This is a genomic window from Pseudomonas cucumis (assembly GCF_030687935.1).
In the GTDB taxonomy this organism is placed as follows: domain Bacteria; phylum Pseudomonadota; class Gammaproteobacteria; order Pseudomonadales; family Pseudomonadaceae; genus Aquipseudomonas; species Aquipseudomonas cucumis.
On record NZ_CP117454.1, the window covers coordinates 756,560 to 776,680 of the forward strand.

Genomic DNA, 20,121 nt, shown 5'->3' on the forward strand with positions numbered 1-20,121 from the left:
TTAGATGGCAGGCGTCAGGCCGCAGCCTTTGAGAATGATGCGGATCAGGTTGTTGCCGGCGTCTTCCATGTCTTGCTTGGTCAGTTTGGTGCGCCCGGTGACACGGCAAATCTGCGTGGCAAAATCGGCGTAATGCTGGGTGCTGCCCCACAGCAGGAAGATCAGGTGTACCGGGTCGACCGGGTCCATTTTGCCGGCGTCGATCCACGCTTGAAACACTGCGGCCCGGCCCTGAAACCAGGTGCGGTAGTCCTGATTGAAATGCTCGCTCAGGCATTCGCCGCCGCTGATGACCTCCATGGCGAAGAGCCGCGAAGCCTGGGGCCGGCGCCGGGAAAACTCCATTTTTGCGCGGATGTATCGGGTGAGCGCCTCCGCCGGATCATCCTCGACGGTCAGGGTATTGAAAGTGCTGTCCCACAATTCAAGAATGTTGCTCAGCACAGCCACGTACAAACCAAGTTTGTTGGTGAAGTAGTAATGCAGATTCGCTTTGGGCAATCCGGCATTCTGCGCGATGGTGTTCATGCTGGTGCCTTTGAACCCGTGACGGGCGAACTCGTCTTCGGCGGCTTTGATGATGGTCTCTTCGTTCTTCTGACGAATGCGGCTGGCGGGCTTGCCGCCGTGGGCTGGGACTTCAAAGGTCATAGGCACTTCCGAACAGATAAATGGGTGCAACCAGATGCGTTGATAGCGCACCCGCAGGCCGCAGACAAGTCCTGTTGCGATAAAACCTTGACCACCGCAATCGCTGTGGGATTTTCTTATTTAGCGCGTCGCCGCCAGGCTCTCCAGAAAACTCTCCAGCACCAAGTGGGGACGACGCCCCTTGCGGGTGACCGATGCCAGACTCAGGTCATAAAAACGCGCCTTGGGTTTCAATGCACGCAATCGGCCCTGCTGCACCCAGAGGCTGGCGTAATGATCCGGCAGATAACCAATGTAGCGCCCGGTCAGAATCAGAAATGCCATGCCTTCGCGATCCGATGCACTGGCGGTGCAGTTGAGCGCCTGATAGTGAGCCTGGATCTCGGCGGGCAAGCGGAAGGTCGGGGCGATGGCGTCCTGGCTGTTGAGACGCTCATCGTCCAGTTGTTTGTCGTCGACATAAAACAACGGATGGCCGACCGCGCAATACAGCAACGAACGTTCGCTGTAGAGCGGCTGATATTCCAGCCCCGACAGCGCACTGGCTTGCGGTACTACGCCGACATGCAAGCGACCGTCGAGCACGCCTTGTTCGACTTCATTGGGCGCGATCATGCGGATCTGGATTTGCACGTCGGGGCCGCGCTCCTTCAATTGCGCCAGCGCGTGGGTGATGCGCATGTGGGGCAGGGTGACCAGGTTGTCGGTCAGGCCGATGGTCAACTCACCGCGCAAGTGCTGGTGGAGGCCGTTGACCTCGGTGCGGAAACTTTCCAGCGCACTTAATAGCTGCAGCGCTGATTGATAGACCTCGCGGCCTTCTTCGGTCAGGGAAAAACCGGCGCGACCGCGTTGGCACAGACGCAGGCCGAGGCGTTGCTCCAGATCGCTCATCTGCTGGCTGATCGCCGAGCGACCGATCCCCAGCACCGATTCTGCCGCGGAGAAGCCACCGCACTCCACCACGCTGCGGAAAATCCGCAACAGGCGAATATCAAAGTCACTGACTTGCGCTAAAGGATCGGGACGACGGCTGCTCATGCTTTATTTGCTCAATGTTTAGTGGTGGCCTGACTGAAGGTTACAAAAGTTGGATTTCACCGACTTTATCTCCGTGGCAATTTAGCTGCAAGAACGCTTTTCATCTCCACGCCGCTTATTGCCCTGCGAGGTTTTGCCCATGAACGTGCCTGAAAACGCCCCGACTTCCCTGGCCAGCCAGCTCAAGCTCGATGCTCACTGGATGCCCTACACCGCGAACCGCAATTTCCAGCGCGACCCGCGACTGATCGTGGCTGCCGAGGGCAGTTGGTTGACAGACGACAAGGGCCGCAAGGTCTACGATTCGCTCTCGGGTCTATGGACCTGCGGCGCCGGGCACACCCGCAAGGAAATTCAGGAAGCGGTGGCCAAGCAATTGGGCACCCTCGATTACTCGCCGGGCTTCCAGTACGGTCACCCGCTGTCGTTCCAGTTGGCCGAGAAAATCACCGACCTGACGCCGGGCAATCTGAATCACGTGTTCTTCACCGACTCGGGTTCCGAGTGTGCAGACACGGCGGTGAAAATGGTGCGTGCTTACTGGCGCCTGAAAGGCCAGGCCACCAAAACCAAAATGATCGGTCGTGCTCGTGGTTATCACGGCGTGAACATCGCCGGCACCAGCCTCGGCGGCGTGAACGGCAACCGCAAACTGTTCGGTCAGGCGATGATGGACGTCGATCACCTGCCGCACACATTGCTGGCGAGCAACGCTTATTCCCGTGGCATGCCGAAGGAGGGCGGTATCGCCCTGGCGGATGAATTGCTCAAGCTGATCGAGTTGCACGATGCCTCGAACATTGCTGCGGTATTCGTCGAACCAATGGCCGGTTCCGCTGGCGTACTGGTTCCGCCGCAGGGTTACCTCAAGCGTCTGCGCGAGATCTGCGATCAGCACAATATCCTGCTGGTGTTTGACGAAGTGATCACCGGTTTTGGTCGTACCGGTTCGATGTTCGGCGCCGACAGCTTCGGCGTGACGCCGGACCTGATGTGTATTGCCAAGCAAGTCACCAACGGCGCGATCCCGATGGGTGCCGTGGTTGCCAGCTCTGAGATCTACCAGACCTTCATGAACCAGGCGACGCCTGAATACGCTGTGGAGTTCCCGCACGGCTACACCTATTCCGCGCACCCGGTGGCTTGTGCTGCTGGCCTGGCAGCACTCGACCTGCTGCAAAAGGAAAACCTGGTGCAGAGCGTGGCGGAAGTGGCGCCGCATTTCGAAAATGCATTGCATGGTTTGAAGGGCTCGAAAAACGTCATCGACATTCGTAACTACGGGTTGGCCGGTGCGATCCAGATTGCACCTCGCGACGGCGATGCCATCGTGCGTCCATTCGAAGCCGGCATGGCTCTGTGGAAAGCCGGGTTCTACGTGCGCTTCGGCGGCGACACCCTGCAATTCGGCCCAACCTTCAACAGCAAGCCGCAAGACCTCGATCGTCTGTTCGACGCGGTCGGCGAAGTGCTGAACAAGATCGACTGATTTTTCCTTCTATTCACCCTAATAGAAAGAAAGGCGCCCTTTGAAGGGCGCCCATGAACAACTTTTCAGGAGCCCCGCATGAGCCTCATCCCGCATTTGATCAATGGCGAACTGGTGACCGAAGACGGTCGCACGGCCGATGTGTTCAACCCGTCCACCGGTCAGGTTATCCACAAGCTGCCGTTGGCCAGCCGCGAAACCGTTCAGAAAGCCATCGACTCGGCCAAGGCTGCGTTCCCGGCCTGGCGCAATACGCCAGCGGCCAAACGCGCTCAGGTGATGTTCCGCTTCAAGCAACTGCTGGAACAGAACGAAGCCCGTATCGCACAACTGATCAGCGAAGAACACGGCAAGACCCTGGAAGATGCAGCTGGTGAATTGAAGCGTGGGATCGAGAACGTCGAGTTCGCCTGTGCTGCGCCGGAAATTCTCAAAGGCGAGTACAGCCGCAACGTCGGGCCGAACATTGATGCCTGGTCGGATTTCCAGCCATTGGGCGTGGTGGCCGGTATTACCCCATTCAACTTCCCGGCCATGGTGCCGCTGTGGATGTATCCGCTGGCGATCGTCTGCGGTAACTGCTTTATTCTGAAACCGTCCGAGCGTGATCCAAGCTCGACGCTGCTGATTGCTCAGCTGCTGTTGGAAGCTGGCCTGCCGAAAGGCGTGCTGAGTGTGGTGCATGGCGACAAGGCCGCGGTGGATGCTTTGATTGAAGCGCCGGAAGTCAAAGCGCTGAGCTTTGTCGGTTCGACACCGATTGCCGAATACATTTACGCCGAAGGCACCAAGCGCGGCAAACGCGTCCAGGCGTTGGGCGGGGCGAAGAACCATGCGGTATTAATGCCGGATGCGGATCTGGATAACGCAGTCAGCGCACTGATGGGCGCGGCGTACGGTTCGTGCGGTGAGCGCTGCATGGCGATCTCGGTGGCTGTGTGCGTCGGCGATCAGGTGGCGGATGCGTTGGTGGCCAAACTGGTTCCGCAGGTCAAGGCGCTGAAAATCGGTGCGGGTACGACCTGTGGTCTGGACATGGGGCCGCTGGTTTCCGGTCAGGCTCGCGATAAAGTCAGTGGCTATATAGAAGATGGCATTTCAGCAGGTGCGACCTTGGTGGTGGATGGTCGTGGTCTGAGCGTGGCCGGTCATGAGGAAGGTTTCTTCCTGGGCGGTTGCCTGTTCGATAACGTCACGCCAGAAATGCGCATCTATAAAGAAGAGATCTTCGGGCCGGTGCTGTGTGTTGTTCGGGTCAATAGCCTGGAAGAGGCGATGCAACTGATCAACGATCACGAGTATGGCAACGGCACCTGTATCTTCACGCGTGATGGGGAAGCGGCACGGTTGTTCTGCGATGAGATTGAAGTGGGCATGGTCGGCGTCAACGTACCATTGCCGGTGCCAGTGGCTTATCACAGCTTTGGCGGCTGGAAGCGTTCGCTGTTCGGCGATCTACATGCGTATGGTCCGGATGGCGTGCGTTTCTACACTCGTCGCAAGGCTATTACCCAGCGCTGGCCGCAACGAGCGAGCCATGAAGCTTCGCAATTCGCATTCCCTAGCTTGTAAGTATTAGGGCAGAAGGCCGACCTCTTGAGGTCGGCCTTCGTGTTTTCGGGCTTTTTGGACTTATATGGCAGAAATGTGAAAATTGGAGTTGACGGCAGATTCTGGAGGTCTATAATTCGCCCCACTTCCGGCGCAGTCGAAACGGAAAACTCCTTGGTAAACAACGAGTTATGCGGTTTTCGGCAGCGGTTACGCTTCAGTTCATCGAAGCCAGAAGGAGTTGAAAGAGCGGTGTTGTTTGGCTCTTTTGACGGTTCGATCTTCTCGGTCGAAAGCGGAGAAAAAGAGGTGTTGACAGCAGCGAGTAACGCTGTAGAATTCGCCTCCCGCTAACGAGAGATCGGAAGCGCAAGTGGTTGAAGTTGTTAAGGATTTCCAAGCGAAACTTTGAAAACTTCTGAAAATAACCGCTTGACAGTAACAGAGGCTGCTGTAGAATGCGCGCCTCGGTTGAGACGAAAGATCTTAACCAACCGCTCTTTAACAACTGAATCAAGCAATTCGTGTGGGTGCTTGTGGAGTCAGACTGATAGTCAACAAGATTATCAGCATCACAAGTTACTCCGCGAGAAATCAAAGATGTAACCAACGATTGCTGAGCCAAGTTTAGGGTTTCTTAAAAACCCAAAGATGTTTGAACTGAAGAGTTTGATCATGGCTCAGATTGAACGCTGGCGGCAGGCCTAACACATGCAAGTCGAGCGGCAGCACGGGTACTTGTACCTGGTGGCGAGCGGCGGACGGGTGAGTAATGCCTAGGAATCTGCCTGATAGTGGGGGATAACGCTCGGAAACGGACGCTAATACCGCATACGTCCTACGGGAGAAAGCAGGGGACCTTCGGGCCTTGCGCTATCAGATGAGCCTAGGTCGGATTAGCTAGTTGGTGAGGTAATGGCTCACCAAGGCGACGATCCGTAACTGGTCTGAGAGGATGATCAGTCACACTGGAACTGAGACACGGTCCAGACTCCTACGGGAGGCAGCAGTGGGGAATATTGGACAATGGGCGAAAGCCTGATCCAGCCATGCCGCGTGTGTGAAGAAGGTCTTCGGATTGTAAAGCACTTTAAGTTGGGAGGAAGGGCAGTTACCTAATACGTAATTGTTTTGACGTTACCGACAGAATAAGCACCGGCTAACTCTGTGCCAGCAGCCGCGGTAATACAGAGGGTGCAAGCGTTAATCGGAATTACTGGGCGTAAAGCGCGCGTAGGTGGTTCGTTAAGTTGGATGTGAAATCCCCGGGCTCAACCTGGGAACTGCATTCAAAACTGACGAGCTAGAGTATGGTAGAGGGTGGTGGAATTTCCTGTGTAGCGGTGAAATGCGTAGATATAGGAAGGAACACCAGTGGCGAAGGCGACCACCTGGACTGATACTGACACTGAGGTGCGAAAGCGTGGGGAGCAAACAGGATTAGATACCCTGGTAGTCCACGCCGTAAACGATGTCAACTAGCCGTTGGGAGCCTTGAGCTCTTAGTGGCGCAGCTAACGCATTAAGTTGACCGCCTGGGGAGTACGGCCGCAAGGTTAAAACTCAAATGAATTGACGGGGGCCCGCACAAGCGGTGGAGCATGTGGTTTAATTCGAAGCAACGCGAAGAACCTTACCAGGCCTTGACATCCAATGAACTTTCCAGAGATGGATTGGTGCCTTCGGGAACATTGAGACAGGTGCTGCATGGCTGTCGTCAGCTCGTGTCGTGAGATGTTGGGTTAAGTCCCGTAACGAGCGCAACCCTTGTCCTTAGTTACCAGCACGTAATGGTGGGCACTCTAAGGAGACTGCCGGTGACAAACCGGAGGAAGGTGGGGATGACGTCAAGTCATCATGGCCCTTACGGCCTGGGCTACACACGTGCTACAATGGTCGGTACAGAGGGTTGCCAAGCCGCGAGGTGGAGCTAATCCCAGAAAACCGATCGTAGTCCGGATCGCAGTCTGCAACTCGACTGCGTGAAGTCGGAATCGCTAGTAATCGCGAATCAGAATGTCGCGGTGAATACGTTCCCGGGCCTTGTACACACCGCCCGTCACACCATGGGAGTGGGTTGCACCAGAAGTAGCTAGTCTAACCTTCGGGAGGACGGTTACCACGGTGTGATTCATGACTGGGGTGAAGTCGTAACAAGGTAGCCGTAGGGGAACCTGCGGCTGGATCACCTCCTTAATCGACGACATCAGCTGCTCCATAAGTTCCCACACGAATTGCTTGATTCATTGAAGAAGACGATAAGAAGCAGCCCGAAATTGGGTCTGTAGCTCAGTTGGTTAGAGCGCACCCCTGATAAGGGTGAGGTCGGCAGTTCGAATCTGCCCAGACCCACCAATTTTGTGTGGGAAACGCCTGTAGAAATACGGGGCCATAGCTCAGCTGGGAGAGCGCCTGCCTTGCACGCAGGAGGTCAACGGTTCGATCCCGTTTGGCTCCACCACTACTGCTTCTGTTTGTTGAAAGCTTAGAAATGAGCATTCCATCCTGGTGATGGTGAATGTTGATTTCTAGTCTTTGATTAGATCGTTCTTTAAAAATTTGGGTATGTGATAGAAAGATAGACTGATGGCCACTTTCACTGGTGGTGATCAGGCTAAGGTAAAATTTGTGAGTTTAATCGCGAATTTTCGGCGAATGTCGTCTTCACAGTATAACCAGATTGCTTGGGGTTATATGGTCAAGTGAAGAAGCGCATACGGTGGATGCCTTGGCAGTCAGAGGCGATGAAAGACGTGGTAGCCTGCGAAAAGCTTCGGGGAGTCGGCAAACAGACTTTGATCCGGAGATGTCTGAATGGGGGAACCCAGCCATCATAAGATGGTTATCTTAAGCTGAATACATAGGCTTAAGAGGCGAACCAGGGGAACTGAAACATCTAAGTACCCTGAGGAAAAGAAATCAACCGAGATTCCCTTAGTAGTGGCGAGCGAACGGGGACTAGCCCTTAAGTGGCTTTGAGATTAGCGGAACGCTCTGGAAAGTGCGGCCATAGTGGGTGATAGCCCTGTACGCGAAAATCTCTTGGTCATGAAATCGAGTAGGACGGAGCACGAGAAACTTTGTCTGAATATGGGGGGACCATCCTCCAAGGCTAAATACTACTGACTGACCGATAGTGAACTAGTACCGTGAGGGAAAGGCGAAAAGAACCCCGGAGAGGGGAGTGAAATAGATCCTGAAACCGTATGCGTACAAGCAGTGGGAGCCCACTTTGTTGGGTGACTGCGTACCTTTTGTATAATGGGTCAGCGACTTATTTTCAGTGGCGAGCTTAACCGAATAGGGGAGGCGTAGCGAAAGCGAGTCTTAATAGGGCGTCTAGTCGCTGGGAATAGACCCGAAACCGGGCGATCTATCCATGGGCAGGTTGAAGGTTGGGTAACACTAACTGGAGGACCGAACCGACTACCGTTGAAAAGTTAGCGGATGACCTGTGGATCGGAGTGAAAGGCTAATCAAGCTCGGAGATAGCTGGTTCTCCTCGAAAGCTATTTAGGTAGCGCCTCATGTATCACTGTAGGGGGTAGAGCACTGTTTCGGCTAGGGGGTCATCCCGACTTACCAAACCGATGCAAACTCCGAATACCTACAAGTGCCGAGCATGGGAGACACACGGCGGGTGCACGTCCGTCGTGAAAAGGGAAACAACCCAGACCGTCAGCTAAGGTCCCAAAGTTATGGTTAAGTGGGGAAACGATGTGGGAAGGCTTAGACAGCTAGGAGGTTGGCTTAGAAAGCAGCCACCCTTTAAAGAAAGCGTAATAGCTCACTAGTCGAGTCGGCCTGCGCGGAAGATGTAACGGGGCTCAAACCATACACCGAAGCTACGGGATCACTTAGGTGATGCGGTAGAGGAGCGTTCTGTAAGCCTGTGAAGGTGAGTTGAGAAGCTTGCTGGAGGTATCAGAAGTGCGAATGCTGACATGAGTAACGACAATGGGTGTGAAAAACACCCACGCCGAAAGACCAAGGTTTCCTGCGCAACGTTAATCGACGCAGGGTTAGTCGGTCCCTAAGGCGAGGCTGAAAAGCGTAGTCGATGGAAAAACAGGTTAATATTCCTGTACTTCTGGTTATTGCGATGGAGGGACGGAAGGAAAAGGCTCAGGCCGGGCCTTTAAGGGGGGGGGGCGTGGTTGTCCAAGTTAAGGTGGTAGGCTGAGATCTTAGGTAAATCCGGGATCTTAAGGCCGAGAGCTGATGACGAGTGTTCTTTTAGAACACGAAGTGGTTGATGCCATGCTTCCAAGAAAAGCTTCTAAGCTTCAGGTAACCAGGAACCGTACCCCAAACCGACACAGGTGGTTGGGTAGAGAATACCAAGGCGCTTGAGAGAACTCGGGTGAAGGAACTAGGCAAAATGGCACCGTAACTTCGGGAGAAGGTGCGCCGGTGAGGGTGAAGCATTTACTGCATAAGCCCACGCCGGTCGAAGATACCAGGCCGCTGCGACTGTTTATTAAAAACACAGCACTCTGCAAACACGAAAGTGGACGTATAGGGTGTGACGCCTGCCCGGTGCCGGAAGGTTAATTGATGGGGTTAGCTAACGCGAAGCTCTTGATCGAAGCCCCGGTAAACGGCGGCCGTAACTATAACGGTCCTAAGGTAGCGAAATTCCTTGTCGGGTAAGTTCCGACCTGCACGAATGGCGTAACGATGGCGGCGCTGTCTCCACCCGAGACTCAGTGAAATTGAAATCGCTGTGAAGATGCAGTGTATCCGCGGCTAGACGGAAAGACCCCGTGAACCTTTACTATAGCTTTGCACTGGACTTTGAATTTGCTTGTGTAGGATAGGTGGGAGGCTTTGAAGCGTGGACGCCAGTTCGCGTGGAGCCAACCTTGAAATACCACCCTGGCAACTTTGAGGTTCTAACTCAGGTCCGTTATCCGGATCGAGGACAGTGTATGGTGGGTAGTTTGACTGGGGCGGTCTCCTCCTAAAGAGTAACGGAGGAGTACGAAGGTGCGCTCAGACCGGTCGGAAATCGGTCGTAGAGTATAAAGGCAAAAGCGCGCTTGACTGCGAGACAGACACGTCGAGCAGGTACGAAAGTAGGTCTTAGTGATCCGGTGGTTCTGTATGGAAGGGCCATCGCTCAACGGATAAAAGGTACTCCGGGGATAACAGGCTGATACCGCCCAAGAGTTCATATCGACGGCGGTGTTTGGCACCTCGATGTCGGCTCATCACATCCTGGGGCTGAAGCCGGTCCCAAGGGTATGGCTGTTCGCCATTTAAAGTGGTACGCGAGCTGGGTTTAGAACGTCGTGAGACAGTTCGGTCCCTATCTGCCGTGGACGTTTGAGATTTGAGAGGGGCTGCTCCTAGTACGAGAGGACCGGAGTGGACGAACCTCTGGTGTTCCGGTTGTCACGCCAGTGGCATTGCCGGGTAGCTATGTTCGGAATAGATAACCGCTGAAAGCATCTAAGCGGGAAACTAGCCTCAAGATGAGATCTCACTGGGACCTTGAGTCCCCTGAAGGGCCGTCGAAGACTACGACGTTGATAGGTTGGGTGTGTAAGCGCTGTGAGGCGTTGAGCTAACCAATACTAATTGCCCGTGAGGCTTGACCATATAACACCCAAGCAATTTGCTGACCTGAAGAGGCGCCAGATTGCGGTGTGTGAAGACGAAACGAACCGAAAGTTCGAGATACTCACAAAACACACAAACTATCGCATACCCATTCGCTGGAGCGTGAGCCGTAAGGCAAACGAGCTGGCTACCGAATTTCTTGACGACCATAGAGCATTGGAACCACCTGATCCCATCCCGAACTCAGCAGTGAAACGATGCATCGCCGATGGTAGTGTGGGGTTTCCCCATGTGAGAGTAGGTCATCGTCAAGATTAAATTCCGAAACCCCTATCTGCGTATGCAGGTAGGGGTTTTGTTTTGCCCGCAGGAAAGTTCGTACAGCATCATCGGATCGCTCCCGGCTGTCACAGTCTGCCGACAGTGCTAAGGTTCGGCCCTAGCTTTTGTATTTTCCCAAGGAAGCCTTTATGCCGGACGCTACGTCCCTCAGTGCTGGTTTTATGGTGGTTCACGGCAACCGCCTGGACGAGTTGCGCAGCCTGGTGGTCAGCTGGATGCGGCGCTACCCGCTGGCTCCCTTGGAAAATGAAATCGCCCTGGTACAGAGCAACGGCATCGCCCAATGGCTGAAGCTGGCATTGGCCGAAGACCCTGAAGATGACGACATGGGCGGCTGCGGAATCGCCGCAGCCATCGATGTGCAGTTACCGGGCAGCTTCATGTGGCAGCTCTATCGTATGGTGCTGGGACGTGACGAAATCCCGATCAAATCCCTTCTCGATAAAGCCCCGCTGACCTGGCGTCTGATGCGTCTGCTACCACAGTTGATTAACCAACCGCACTTCGAACCCCTGCAGCGTTTCCTTACCAATGACACCGACTTACGTAAACGCTATCAATTGGCGGAGCGACTGGCAGACCTGTTTGACCAATATCAGGTCTACCGTGCCGACTGGCTTGAAGACTGGGCAGAAGGTCGTCATCAGCTACGAAATGGCAGAGGCGAAGCCAAAGCCCTGACCCCGGCCAACTGCTGGCAGGCGGAGCTGTGGCGTGCGCTGTTGCTGGATGTTGGTGAGCAAGGCATGGCGCAAAGCCGTGCAGGCGTCCACCAACGCTTTATCGAGCGCATCAATAGCCTCGACGTAGCGCCCAGTGGTTTACCTTCACGGGTGATCGTTTTCGGGATTTCTTCACTGCCTGCTCAAGCCCTGGAAGCGCTTGCCGGGCTGGCTCGATTCAGCCAGGTCTTGCTGTGCGTACACAACCCATGTCGTCACCATTGGGCGGACATCGTCGCCGATAAAGATCTGTTGCGACATCAGTACAAGCGTCAGGCTCGCAAGAGCGGCATGCCGATTGTGTTCGACTCGCAAACGCTCCATCAGCATGCCCACCCGCTACTGGCTGCGTGGGGTAAGCAGGGGCGGGATTACATTAATCTGCTCGACAGCTACGACGATCCCAATAGCTATCGCTCGGCGTTTCGCGACGGGCGCATCGACCTTTTCAGCGAAAACCAGCCACTGAACATGCTCAATCAGTTGCAGGACGACATCCTGGAATTGCGTCCCTTGAAGGAGACTCGCGAGCGTTGGCCTGCTGTCGATCTGAAAAAGGACGAATCGATCCGTTTTCACATTGCCCATAGCGCTCAGCGCGAAGTAGAGATCCTCCACGATCAGTTGCTCGCACGATTCAGTGCTGATCCAGACCTGAGGCCTCGCGACGTAATCGTGATGGTCCCGGATATCGACAGTTATGCCCCGCACATCCGTGCTGTCTTTGGTCAGCTTGATCGCTTTGATCCGCGCTTCATTCCTTTCACACTTGCGGATCAAGGCCAGCGCGGCCGGGATCCGCTACTGATCGCTGTCGAACACCTGCTCAAGCTGCCCGACAGTCGCTTCCCTGTCAGCGAGATCCTTGATCTGCTTGACGTTCCGGCATTACGCGCTCGGTTTGGCGTAGAGGAACGTGACCTGCCGACCTTGCATCGCTGGATTGAAGGCGCAGGTATCCGGTGGGGGATGAACGCCGAGCAGCGCGCGGGTCTGGGCCTGCCGGAAGAGCTGGAGCAAAACAGTTGGCGTTTCGGTCTGCGACGGATGCTGCTGGGTTATGCCGTGGGCAGCGCCAGTGCCTGCGCGGGGATCGAACCCTACGACGAGATTGGTGGTCTGGATGCCGCGCTCATAGGTCCTTTGGTGGCACTATTGGATGCTCTGGAAATTGCCCACCAGGAACTCACTCAACCTGCAGCGCCCAAACAATGGGGCGCGCGCTTGCAAGCGCTGGTGCAGTTGTTCTTCCTGGCCAGTAACGAGCATGACGACTACTTGCTGGCCCAACTCGAAGAGCTGCGCGAGAGCTGGCTTGAAACCTGCGAGTCCGTAGGTTTGCAGGACGAGTTACCTCTGACCGTAGTCCGGGAAGCCTGGCTGGCGGGTCTCGACCAAGGTCGCCTGTCTCAGCGTTTCCTCGCCGGGGCCGTTAACTTCTGTACCTTGATGCCCATGCGAGCGATCCCGTTCAAACTGGTTTGCCTGCTTGGCATGAATGACGGCGATTACCCTCGCGCGCAGCCGCCGCTGGACTTCGACCTGATGGGCAGCGACTACCGCCCCGGCGATCGTTCCCGGCGCGAGGATGATCGCTATCTGTTGCTGGAAGCATTGTTGTCCGCACGCGACCAACTCTATATCAGCTGGGTCGGCCGCAGTATTCGGGACAACAGCGAGCGCCCTGCTTCGGTGTTGATAGGGCAGTTGCGTGACCATCTCGGCAGCGGCTGGCGACTGCACGATGACAATGATGACCTGCTTGAATCCATGACTCAGGAACACCCGCTGCAACCTTTCAGCCATCGCTACTTTCATGAGGGCGATGATTTATTCAGCTACGCCAGCGAGTGGCAGGTTCTTCATCAAGCCAGTGATCGGGCAACTGATATCGAAGTGCTTGAACCCTACGTCCAGGACGAACCGCTGAGCCTGGGTCAGCTGCAGGATTTTCTGCGCAACCCGGTACGACATTTCTTCAGTCAGCGGCTCAAAGTGTTCTTCGAGGCTGCAGAAGTGCCTTTGGCAGATGAAGAGCCATTTGTTCTCGACGCGCTGCAACGCTATAGCCTCAGCGACAGCTTGCTCGAAGCGGCGCTGGGGCAACTGGAGCAAACCGATCAGGTACTGGCGGCGCAGGCAAAACGCCTGCAAAACAGCGGGCTCTTGCCCATGGCCGGTTTTGGTGAATGCCTTCAGCGAGAGTTGATCGAGCCGCTGCCGGATCTGCTGCAGCGCTATCAGCAACTTCTGGCGTTATGGCCAACCCCGCTCACCAGCGCGTTGCCGGTGAGTCTGGAACTGCACGGGCTGCGTCTGGAGGGTTGGCTCAGTGGCCTGCATCAACGCGCAGATGGCGGATTGTTGTCGGTTACTACAATTCCCAACAGCATTGGTTCGATCAAGGCCCGCAAATGGCATCGCCTGACGCGACCTTGGGTCAATCACCTGGTGGCCTGTGCCAGCGGCATGCCGATGACAACTGCGTTGGTGGCCAGCGACGACAGTTTGTTGCTCGGTCCAATGGAGGAGGCTGCAGCATCCCGGGTTCTGGGCGATCTGTTGTTGGCCTGGCAAACGGGCATGCGCCAACCGCTGCCGATTGCAGTAAAAACAGCGTTCGCCTGGCTCGCCCAAACCGACCGGGCCAAAGCTGACGCCGCTGCCCGCAAGGCCTATGAAGGCGACGGCCAGACCACCGACGGCGAGCGCCGCGAAAGCCCTGCACTCGCTCGGCAATTCGCCGATTACGATGCACTGATTGCCGACGAAACCTTCCCCGATTGGTGCGATGCTTTGTATCGGCCTCTGCTTGAAGCCCCTTGGCGTTCATTGACCAGCGAGGAGGCGCGCTCATGACCACGAAAACACCGCTGGCCCTGGCATTCCCCCTGCGTGGTAGCCAACTGATCGAAGCCAGCGCCGGGACCGGCAAGACCTTTACCATTTCTGCGCTGTACTTGCGTCTGGTTCTTGGTCACGGCGGTGAGTCGAGTGGTTTTGGCCGTGAATTGCTGCCGCCGCAAATCCTCGTGGTGACCTTCACCGATGCCGCGACCAAAGAGCTGCGCGAACGTATTCGCACACGGCTGGCTGAAGCCGCACGGTTTTTCCGCGATGAGACACCGGCTCCGGATGGCCTCATTGCCGAATTGCGCGAGCAGTACCTCCCCGAACAGTGGTCCGGCTGTGCAAACCGCCTGGACATCGCCGCTCAGTGGATGGACGAAGCAGCCGTTTCGACCATCCACAGTTGGTGCCAGCGCATGTTGCGCGAACATGCGTTCGACAGTGGCAGCCTGTTCACCCAGACCCTGGAAACCGATCACAGCGATTTGCTCGGCGAAGTCCTGCGCGACTACTGGCGACTGTTCTGCTATCCGATGCAAGGCGATGCGTTGAGCTGGGTTCGCGGCAACTGGGGTGGTCCGGCGGCGTTATTGCCGCGAGTGCGTGGGTTGTTCGCCAGCGAGCGTGACAGCGTTGCAGGTAAAGAACCTGCCGAGTTGATCGCCGAATGCCTGCAGGAGCGACGGACCGCTTTGCTCGAACTCAAGATGCCTTGGCGACAATGGGCGGATGAGTTGCTTGCCATCTGTCACCAGGGCGTCGCGAGCAAAAGCGTCGATGGCCGCAAGATGCAGCCGCGCTACTTTGAACCCTGGTTCGAGAAACTTCGGGCCTGGGCCGAAGATGAGTCTCTCGAGCAACTGGACATTGGCACCGGCTTCACTCGCCTGACTCCCGATGGCATGGCTGAAGCCTGGAAGGGTGAAGCTCCTCGTCATCCCGGTCTCGATGCGATGCCCGGTCTCAAGACCAGTCTCGATGGTTTGCCGACTCCTGACGCCGCCGTGCTGCAACACGCTGCGCATTGGGTCGGAGCACGGTTCGAGGAAGAAAAGCGTCGCCGCGCGGAAATGGGCTTCGATGACATGCTGCTGCGTCTTGATGCGGCTTTGCAGTCCGAAGGCGGTGAGCGCCTGGCAACCCTGATCCGCGAGCAGTTCCCGGTCGCGTTGATTGACGAATTCCAGGACACCGACCCGGTGCAGTATCGAATTTTCGAGAGCATTTATCGCATCGAAGAAAGCAATCCTGAAACCGGTCTGTTTCTGATCGGCGATCCGAAGCAGGCGATCTATGCCTTCCGCGGGGCCGATATCTATACCTATTTGCGCGCGCGGCAAGCCACCACCGGTCGTCTGCATACTCTGGGGACAAATTTCCGTTCCAGTCATGGCATGGTCAACGCGGTGAACCATGTGTTCGAGCGCGCCGAATCCCGTGAGTTGGGGCGCGGAGCATTCCTGTTCCGTGAGAAGAATGGCGAGAATCCAGTACCGTTTCTGCCCGTCGAATCTCAGGGGCGCAAAGAAGTCCTGCACGTTGATGGTCAGGTTGTACCTGCCCTGAACATCTGGCATTTGTCCTCTGATCAGCCACTGTCCAGCGTGGTGTATCGACAACAATTGGCTGCCGCCTGCGCCAGTGAAATCACCGCGTTGCTCAATGGCGGCCAGCAAGGCCGTGCGGGTTTTATCCAGGACGGTAAGGATTTCAGAGGTCTGCTGCCGGCGGATATCGCAATTCTGGTGCGCGATGGCAAAGAGGCCCAGGCCGTGCGCGGCGAACTTTCCGCCCGTGGCGTGCGTAGTGTTTACCTGTCAGACAAGGACTCGGTATTCGCCGCGCAGGAAGCCCATGACCTGCTGACCTGGCTCAAGGCGTGTGCCGAGCCGGATGTCGAGCGTCCCCTACGTGCTGCGCTGGCCTGCATCACCCTGAATCTTTCACTGGCGGAACTGGAACGACTGAATCAGGACGAACTGGCCTGGGAAGCCCGTGTCATGCAGTTTCGCGGTTATCGCGAGCTCTGGCGTAAGCAGGGTGTGCTGCCAATGCTGCGGCGTTTGCTGCACGACTTCCAACTGCCCCAGGCGTTGATCGCGCGCAATGATGGCGAGCGTGTGCTGACCAACCTGCTGCACCTGTCCGAGTTGCTGCAGCAGGCTGCCGCTGAACTCGATGGCGAACAAGCGCTGATCCGTCATTTGTCCGAGCATCTGGCGTTGTCCGGTCAGGCAGGCGAAGAACAGATCCTGCGCCTGGAAAGCGATGAGCAACTGGTCAAGGTCGTGACCATCCACAAATCCAAAGGGCTTGAATATCCGTTGGTGTTTCTTCCGTTCATTTGCTCGGCAAAACCGGTGGATGGCAGCCGTTTGCCGCTGCATTACCATGACGCCGAGGGCAAGGCACAAGTGAGCTTGAAGCCGACGGTCGAGTTGATTGCCCAAGCCGACGATGAACGTTTGGCCGAAGACCTTCGCTTGCTCTATGTCGCCCTGACCCGGGCACAACATGCTTTATGGCTCGGTGTGACTGACCTCAAGCGCGGCAATAACAACGGTTCGACGTTGCACCTTTCAGCCTTGGGTTATCTGCTGGGTGGTGGTGCGCCATTGGCCGAGTCGGCCGGGTTGCGGCGATGGCTGGAAGATTTGCAGCAGGACTGCCCGGCGCTGAACTACGGTGAAATGCCTGAAGCGAGCGCCGAGCATTACCATCCACCGCGCAATGAAGCGACCTTGCTTGCGCCGTTGATACCCAAGCGCAAGGCCAGCGAAAACTGGTGGATCGCCTCCTACAGTGCCTTGCGCATTGGCGACAGTCTAAGCGTGGGCAGCGACGAAGCGCCGGAGAGCCCGCAAGCACAAAAGCTTTTTGACGACGAACGTCTCGATCCGCAAGCGCCGCGAGAAGTGATTGCTGGCGGGGCTGATATCCATCGATTCCCTCGCGGACCGAACCCCGGCACTTTTCTCCATGGATTGCTCGAATGGGCCGGGGACGAAGGTTTTACCGCTGCACCACAGACGGTGGAAGACGCCATCGCCCGTCGCTGCAATCGCCGTGGCTGGGAAGGCTGGATCACGACGTTGAGTGACTGGCTGCAGCACTTGCTCAAATCCCCGCTGCACATCGGCGGCGGGCAGGCACCGGTGGTGTTCGAGCAACTGACCCAATACCGGGTCGAGATGGAGTTCTGGTTCGCCAGCCACAAAGTCGATGTGCTCAAACTCGATGAACTGGTGCGCCAACACACCCACAACGGCGTGGCCAGGGTGGCCGCCGAACCGGTGCTGCTCAATGGCATGTTCAAAGGCTTCATCGACCTGACGTTCGAACACAACGGTCGTTATTACGTCGCCGACTACAAATCCAACTGGCTGGGCGTCGATGACGCAGCCTATACCGAGCAGGCCATGGAGCAGTCGATTCTCGATAACCGTTACGACCTGCAATATGTGTTGTACCTGCTCGCCCTGCATCGCCAGCTGAAGGCGCGGCTGGTCGATTACGATTACGATCGGCATGTCGGTGGGGCGTTGTACCTGTTCCTTCGCGGTACTCGCGCGGCCAGCCAGGGCGTGTATTTCGCCCGTCCGCCACGGGAGCTGATCGAGCGTCTGGACCGTTTGTTCCAGGGCAAGCCAGAGCCCAAGACCGAACCCGCCTGGGAACAGGGAGTACTGCTATGACTCGCACCTTCGCCGATTTGCTGCCCACGCCGTTGGCGGCTGAAAGTCTGGCGGATCTGGCGCCCCTGAGTCGCGCAGATGACTTGTTGCTACTGCTCACGCGCTGGGTCGAACGCGGTTGGTTGCGGGCGCTGGACAAGGCCTTCGTAGCCTTTCTCCACGAACTCGCCCCCGACGATGACCCACTGGTGCTGCTGGCTGCGGCGTTGACCAGTCACCAGTTGGGTCACGGCCATGTTTGCCTGGATCTGTTCGAAACGCTGAAAGAGCCGGACTTCGCTCTGTCGCTGCCGCCGGAAGGTGACCTGCAAAGTGGCGCGATGTTACTGCCGTCGCAATTGCTTGAGGCGCTGGACGGTGCTCATTGGTGCAAGGTCCTGGCGTCCAGCACCCTGGTGGCTCTGGCCGTCGACGGTCGTGAAGCCGCGCAGCACCGACCATTGGTGCTGTCGGGTAAACGCCTGTACCTGCGCCGCTACTGGGCTTATGAGCGGCGCATCGACAACGCCCTGCGTCAGCGCCTGGCGGCACACGAAACAACACCGAGTGATTTGCCCCAACGCCTGATCGGCCTGTTCGGTCCAGCCAGGCCTGATGAAGTGATCGACTGGCAGAAGCTCGCTTGCGCCCTGGCCACCCGTAGCGCATTCAGCATCGTCACCGGCGGCCCGGGAACCGGTAAAACCACCACAGTCGTGCGCTTGCTCGCATTGCTCCAGGCGCCCGCGATTGAGGCTGGTAAACCGCTGCGCATTCGTCTCGCTGCACCCACTGGCAAAGCTGCCGCGCGATTGACCGAGTCCATCAGCCAGCAGGTTCAAACCCTGGAAGTTGCTGAAACAGTACGGGAGAAGATCCCGTCGGATGTGACCACCGTACACCGTTTACTCGGCAGTCGTCCCGGTACCCGGCATTTCCGGCACCATGCCGGCAATCGCTTGCCGCTGGATGTATTGGTGGTGGACGAAGCTTCGATGATCGACCTGGAAATGATGGCCAATCTGCTCGACGCATTGCCGGCCCATGCCCGTCTGGTGCTACTCGGTGACAAGGATCAACTGGCGTCGGTAGAGGCCGGTGCCGTGCTGGGCGATCTGTGCCGCGATGCCGAAGCGGGGTGGTACAGCCCGCAGACACGCCACTGGCTGGAGGCGGTCAGCGGTGAAAGCCTGCGTACCAGCGGCTTGCACGAAGACGTCAACGGAACGCATCCCCTGGCTCAACAAGTCGTGATGCTGCGTCACTCACGGCGCTTCGGCGAGGGCAGCGGCATTGGCCAGTTGGCCCGTTGGGTCAACCGCCAGCAACCCGAGGAAGCTCGCCGTTTGTTGGCGGCAGGAAGTCACAACGACGTATTTTCCCTTCCGCTCAAGGGTGAGCATGACCGGGCGCTGGAACGGTTGCTGCTAGAAGGCCATGGCGAGGGGCCGCAAGGTTATCGGCATTACCTGAGTCTTTTGCGCAGTCAGCGGCCACCGCTCGACTGCCCGCTCGATGATCCACGCTGGGCCGATTGGGCTCGACTGGTGCTGCAAGCTTTCGACGCCTTCCAGCTATTGTGCGCGGTACGCAAAGGGCCTTGGGGTGTGGAAGGCTTGAATCAGCGTGTGACCGACGCGCTGCTCAATGCTCGGCTGATCGACAGCGACCACCAGTGGTACGAAGGTCGGCCCGTGCTAATGACTCGCAACGACTATGGCTTGGGTTTGATGAACGGCGATATTGGCATTGCTCTCAAGCTGCCGGAACGTGAGGGGCCCGAGGCTGGACGACAAGTGTTGCGTGTGGCCTTCCCGCGCAACGATGGTCAGGGCGGTGTGCGCTTTGTCCTGCCAAGTCGGCTCAACGATGTCGATACCGTGTACGCCATGACCGTACACAAATCCCAGGGCTCGGAATTTGCCCATACAGCGTTGATTCTGCCGGACGCCCTGAACCCTGTGCTCACTAAGGAGCTGATCTATACCGGAATAACCCGGGCCAAACACTGGTTCACCCTGATTGAGCCTCGCGCCGGCGTATTCGAAGAGGCCGTGCGGCGCAAGGTCAAGCGCTTGAGCGGGTTGATGCTGGAGCTGGAAGAGGGGATCGAGCCCGGTCACTGAGCGGGCAACGCCAGACGACGGAATCTGTCCGAAGTGCCGTGGTAAGTGGCCTCGCTGGTGTTTCGGTGCTGTGCTATCGTTGCGGCATCATTTTGTTGCGATCGAAGAGA

Annotated in this window: 7 protein-coding genes, 2 tRNA genes and 3 rRNA genes; 10 read left to right on the top strand and 2 right to left on the bottom strand. The window is 57.0% G+C overall.

All coding sequences use genetic code 11. The features are described 5' to 3' along the window. Together PSH97_RS03270 and PSH97_RS03275 are read right to left on the bottom strand one after the other, a co-directional pair. Positions 1–651, bottom strand: a complete 651-nt coding sequence (locus PSH97_RS03270) for a TetR/AcrR family transcriptional regulator (protein WP_305448093.1) — start codon at positions 649–651, stop codon at positions 1–3. Between the two features lie 120 nt (positions 652–771). Further along, positions 772–1,692, bottom strand: coding sequence for a LysR family transcriptional regulator (locus PSH97_RS03275; RefSeq protein ID WP_008006295.1), 921 nt, complete (start codon positions 1,690–1,692; stop codon positions 772–774). 139 nt (positions 1,693–1,831) lie between these two features. On the opposite strand from PSH97_RS03275, the gene PSH97_RS03280 reads away from it, so the two are divergent. The 10 genes from PSH97_RS03280 (at position 1,832) to recD (ending at position 20,011) form a co-directional block, all read left to right on the top strand. Beyond that, positions 1,832–3,181: an aspartate aminotransferase family protein gene (locus PSH97_RS03280; RefSeq protein ID WP_305448094.1), complete on the top strand. Its 1,350-nt coding sequence runs from the start codon at positions 1,832–1,834 to the stop codon at positions 3,179–3,181. Between the two features lie 78 nt (positions 3,182–3,259). Further along, positions 3,260–4,753, top strand: coding sequence for a CoA-acylating methylmalonate-semialdehyde dehydrogenase (locus PSH97_RS03285; protein WP_305448095.1), 1,494 nt, complete (start codon positions 3,260–3,262; stop codon positions 4,751–4,753). Between the two features lie 636 nt (positions 4,754–5,389). After that, positions 5,390–6,928 (top strand): 16S ribosomal RNA (locus PSH97_RS03290). Positions 6,929–7,010: 82 nt separating this feature from the next. Next, positions 7,011–7,087: transfer RNA gene (locus PSH97_RS03295), tRNA-Ile, on the top strand. 30 nt (positions 7,088–7,117) lie between these two features. Then, a tRNA-Ala gene (locus PSH97_RS03300) sits at positions 7,118–7,193 on the top strand. Between the two features lie 235 nt (positions 7,194–7,428). Next, a 23S ribosomal RNA gene (locus tag PSH97_RS03305) occupies positions 7,429–10,336 on the top strand. 159 nt (positions 10,337–10,495) lie between these two features. Then, positions 10,496–10,611, top strand: a 5S ribosomal RNA gene (gene rrf, locus PSH97_RS03310). Together the 16S, 23S and 5S rRNA genes with 2 tRNA genes alongside form the textbook arrangement of a ribosomal RNA operon. 156 nt (positions 10,612–10,767) lie before the next feature. Next, entirely contained in the window at positions 10,768–14,220 is a 3,453-nt protein-coding gene (gene recC, locus PSH97_RS03315; RefSeq protein ID WP_305448096.1) for an exodeoxyribonuclease V subunit gamma, read from the top strand. Then, positions 14,217–17,906 carry an exodeoxyribonuclease V subunit beta gene (gene recB, locus PSH97_RS03320; protein ID WP_305448097.1) on the top strand — a complete coding sequence of 1,230 codons (3,690 nt, stop codon included), beginning with the start codon at positions 14,217–14,219 and terminating at the stop codon, positions 17,904–17,906. Before recC ends, recB begins: the two co-directional genes overlap by 4 nt. Next, entirely contained in the window at positions 17,903–20,011 is a 2,109-nt protein-coding gene (recD, locus tag PSH97_RS03325) for an exodeoxyribonuclease V subunit alpha (protein WP_305448098.1), read from the top strand. Before recB ends, recD begins: the two co-directional genes overlap by 4 nt. Positions 20,012–20,121 lie beyond the last annotated feature (110 nt).

Excerpts from the sequence above, each read along its gene's own strand:
- PSH97_RS03270 (WP_305448093.1), bottom strand. The coding sequence starts at position 651 with ATGACCTTTGAAGTCCCAGCCCACGGCGGCAAGCCCGCCAGCCGCATT.
- PSH97_RS03275 (WP_008006295.1), bottom strand. The coding sequence starts at position 1,692 with ATGAGCAGCCGTCGTCCCGATCCTTTAGCGCAAGTCAGTGACTTTGAT.
- PSH97_RS03280 (WP_305448094.1), top strand. The coding sequence starts at position 1,832 with ATGAACGTGCCTGAAAACGCCCCGACTTCCCTGGCCAGCCAGCTCAAG.
- PSH97_RS03285 (WP_305448095.1), top strand. The coding sequence starts at position 3,260 with ATGAGCCTCATCCCGCATTTGATCAATGGCGAACTGGTGACCGAAGAC.
- recC (WP_305448096.1), top strand. The coding sequence starts at position 10,768 with ATGCCGGACGCTACGTCCCTCAGTGCTGGTTTTATGGTGGTTCACGGC.
- recB (WP_305448097.1), top strand. The coding sequence starts at position 14,217 with ATGACCACGAAAACACCGCTGGCCCTGGCATTCCCCCTGCGTGGTAGC.
- recD (WP_305448098.1), top strand. The coding sequence starts at position 17,903 with ATGACTCGCACCTTCGCCGATTTGCTGCCCACGCCGTTGGCGGCTGAA.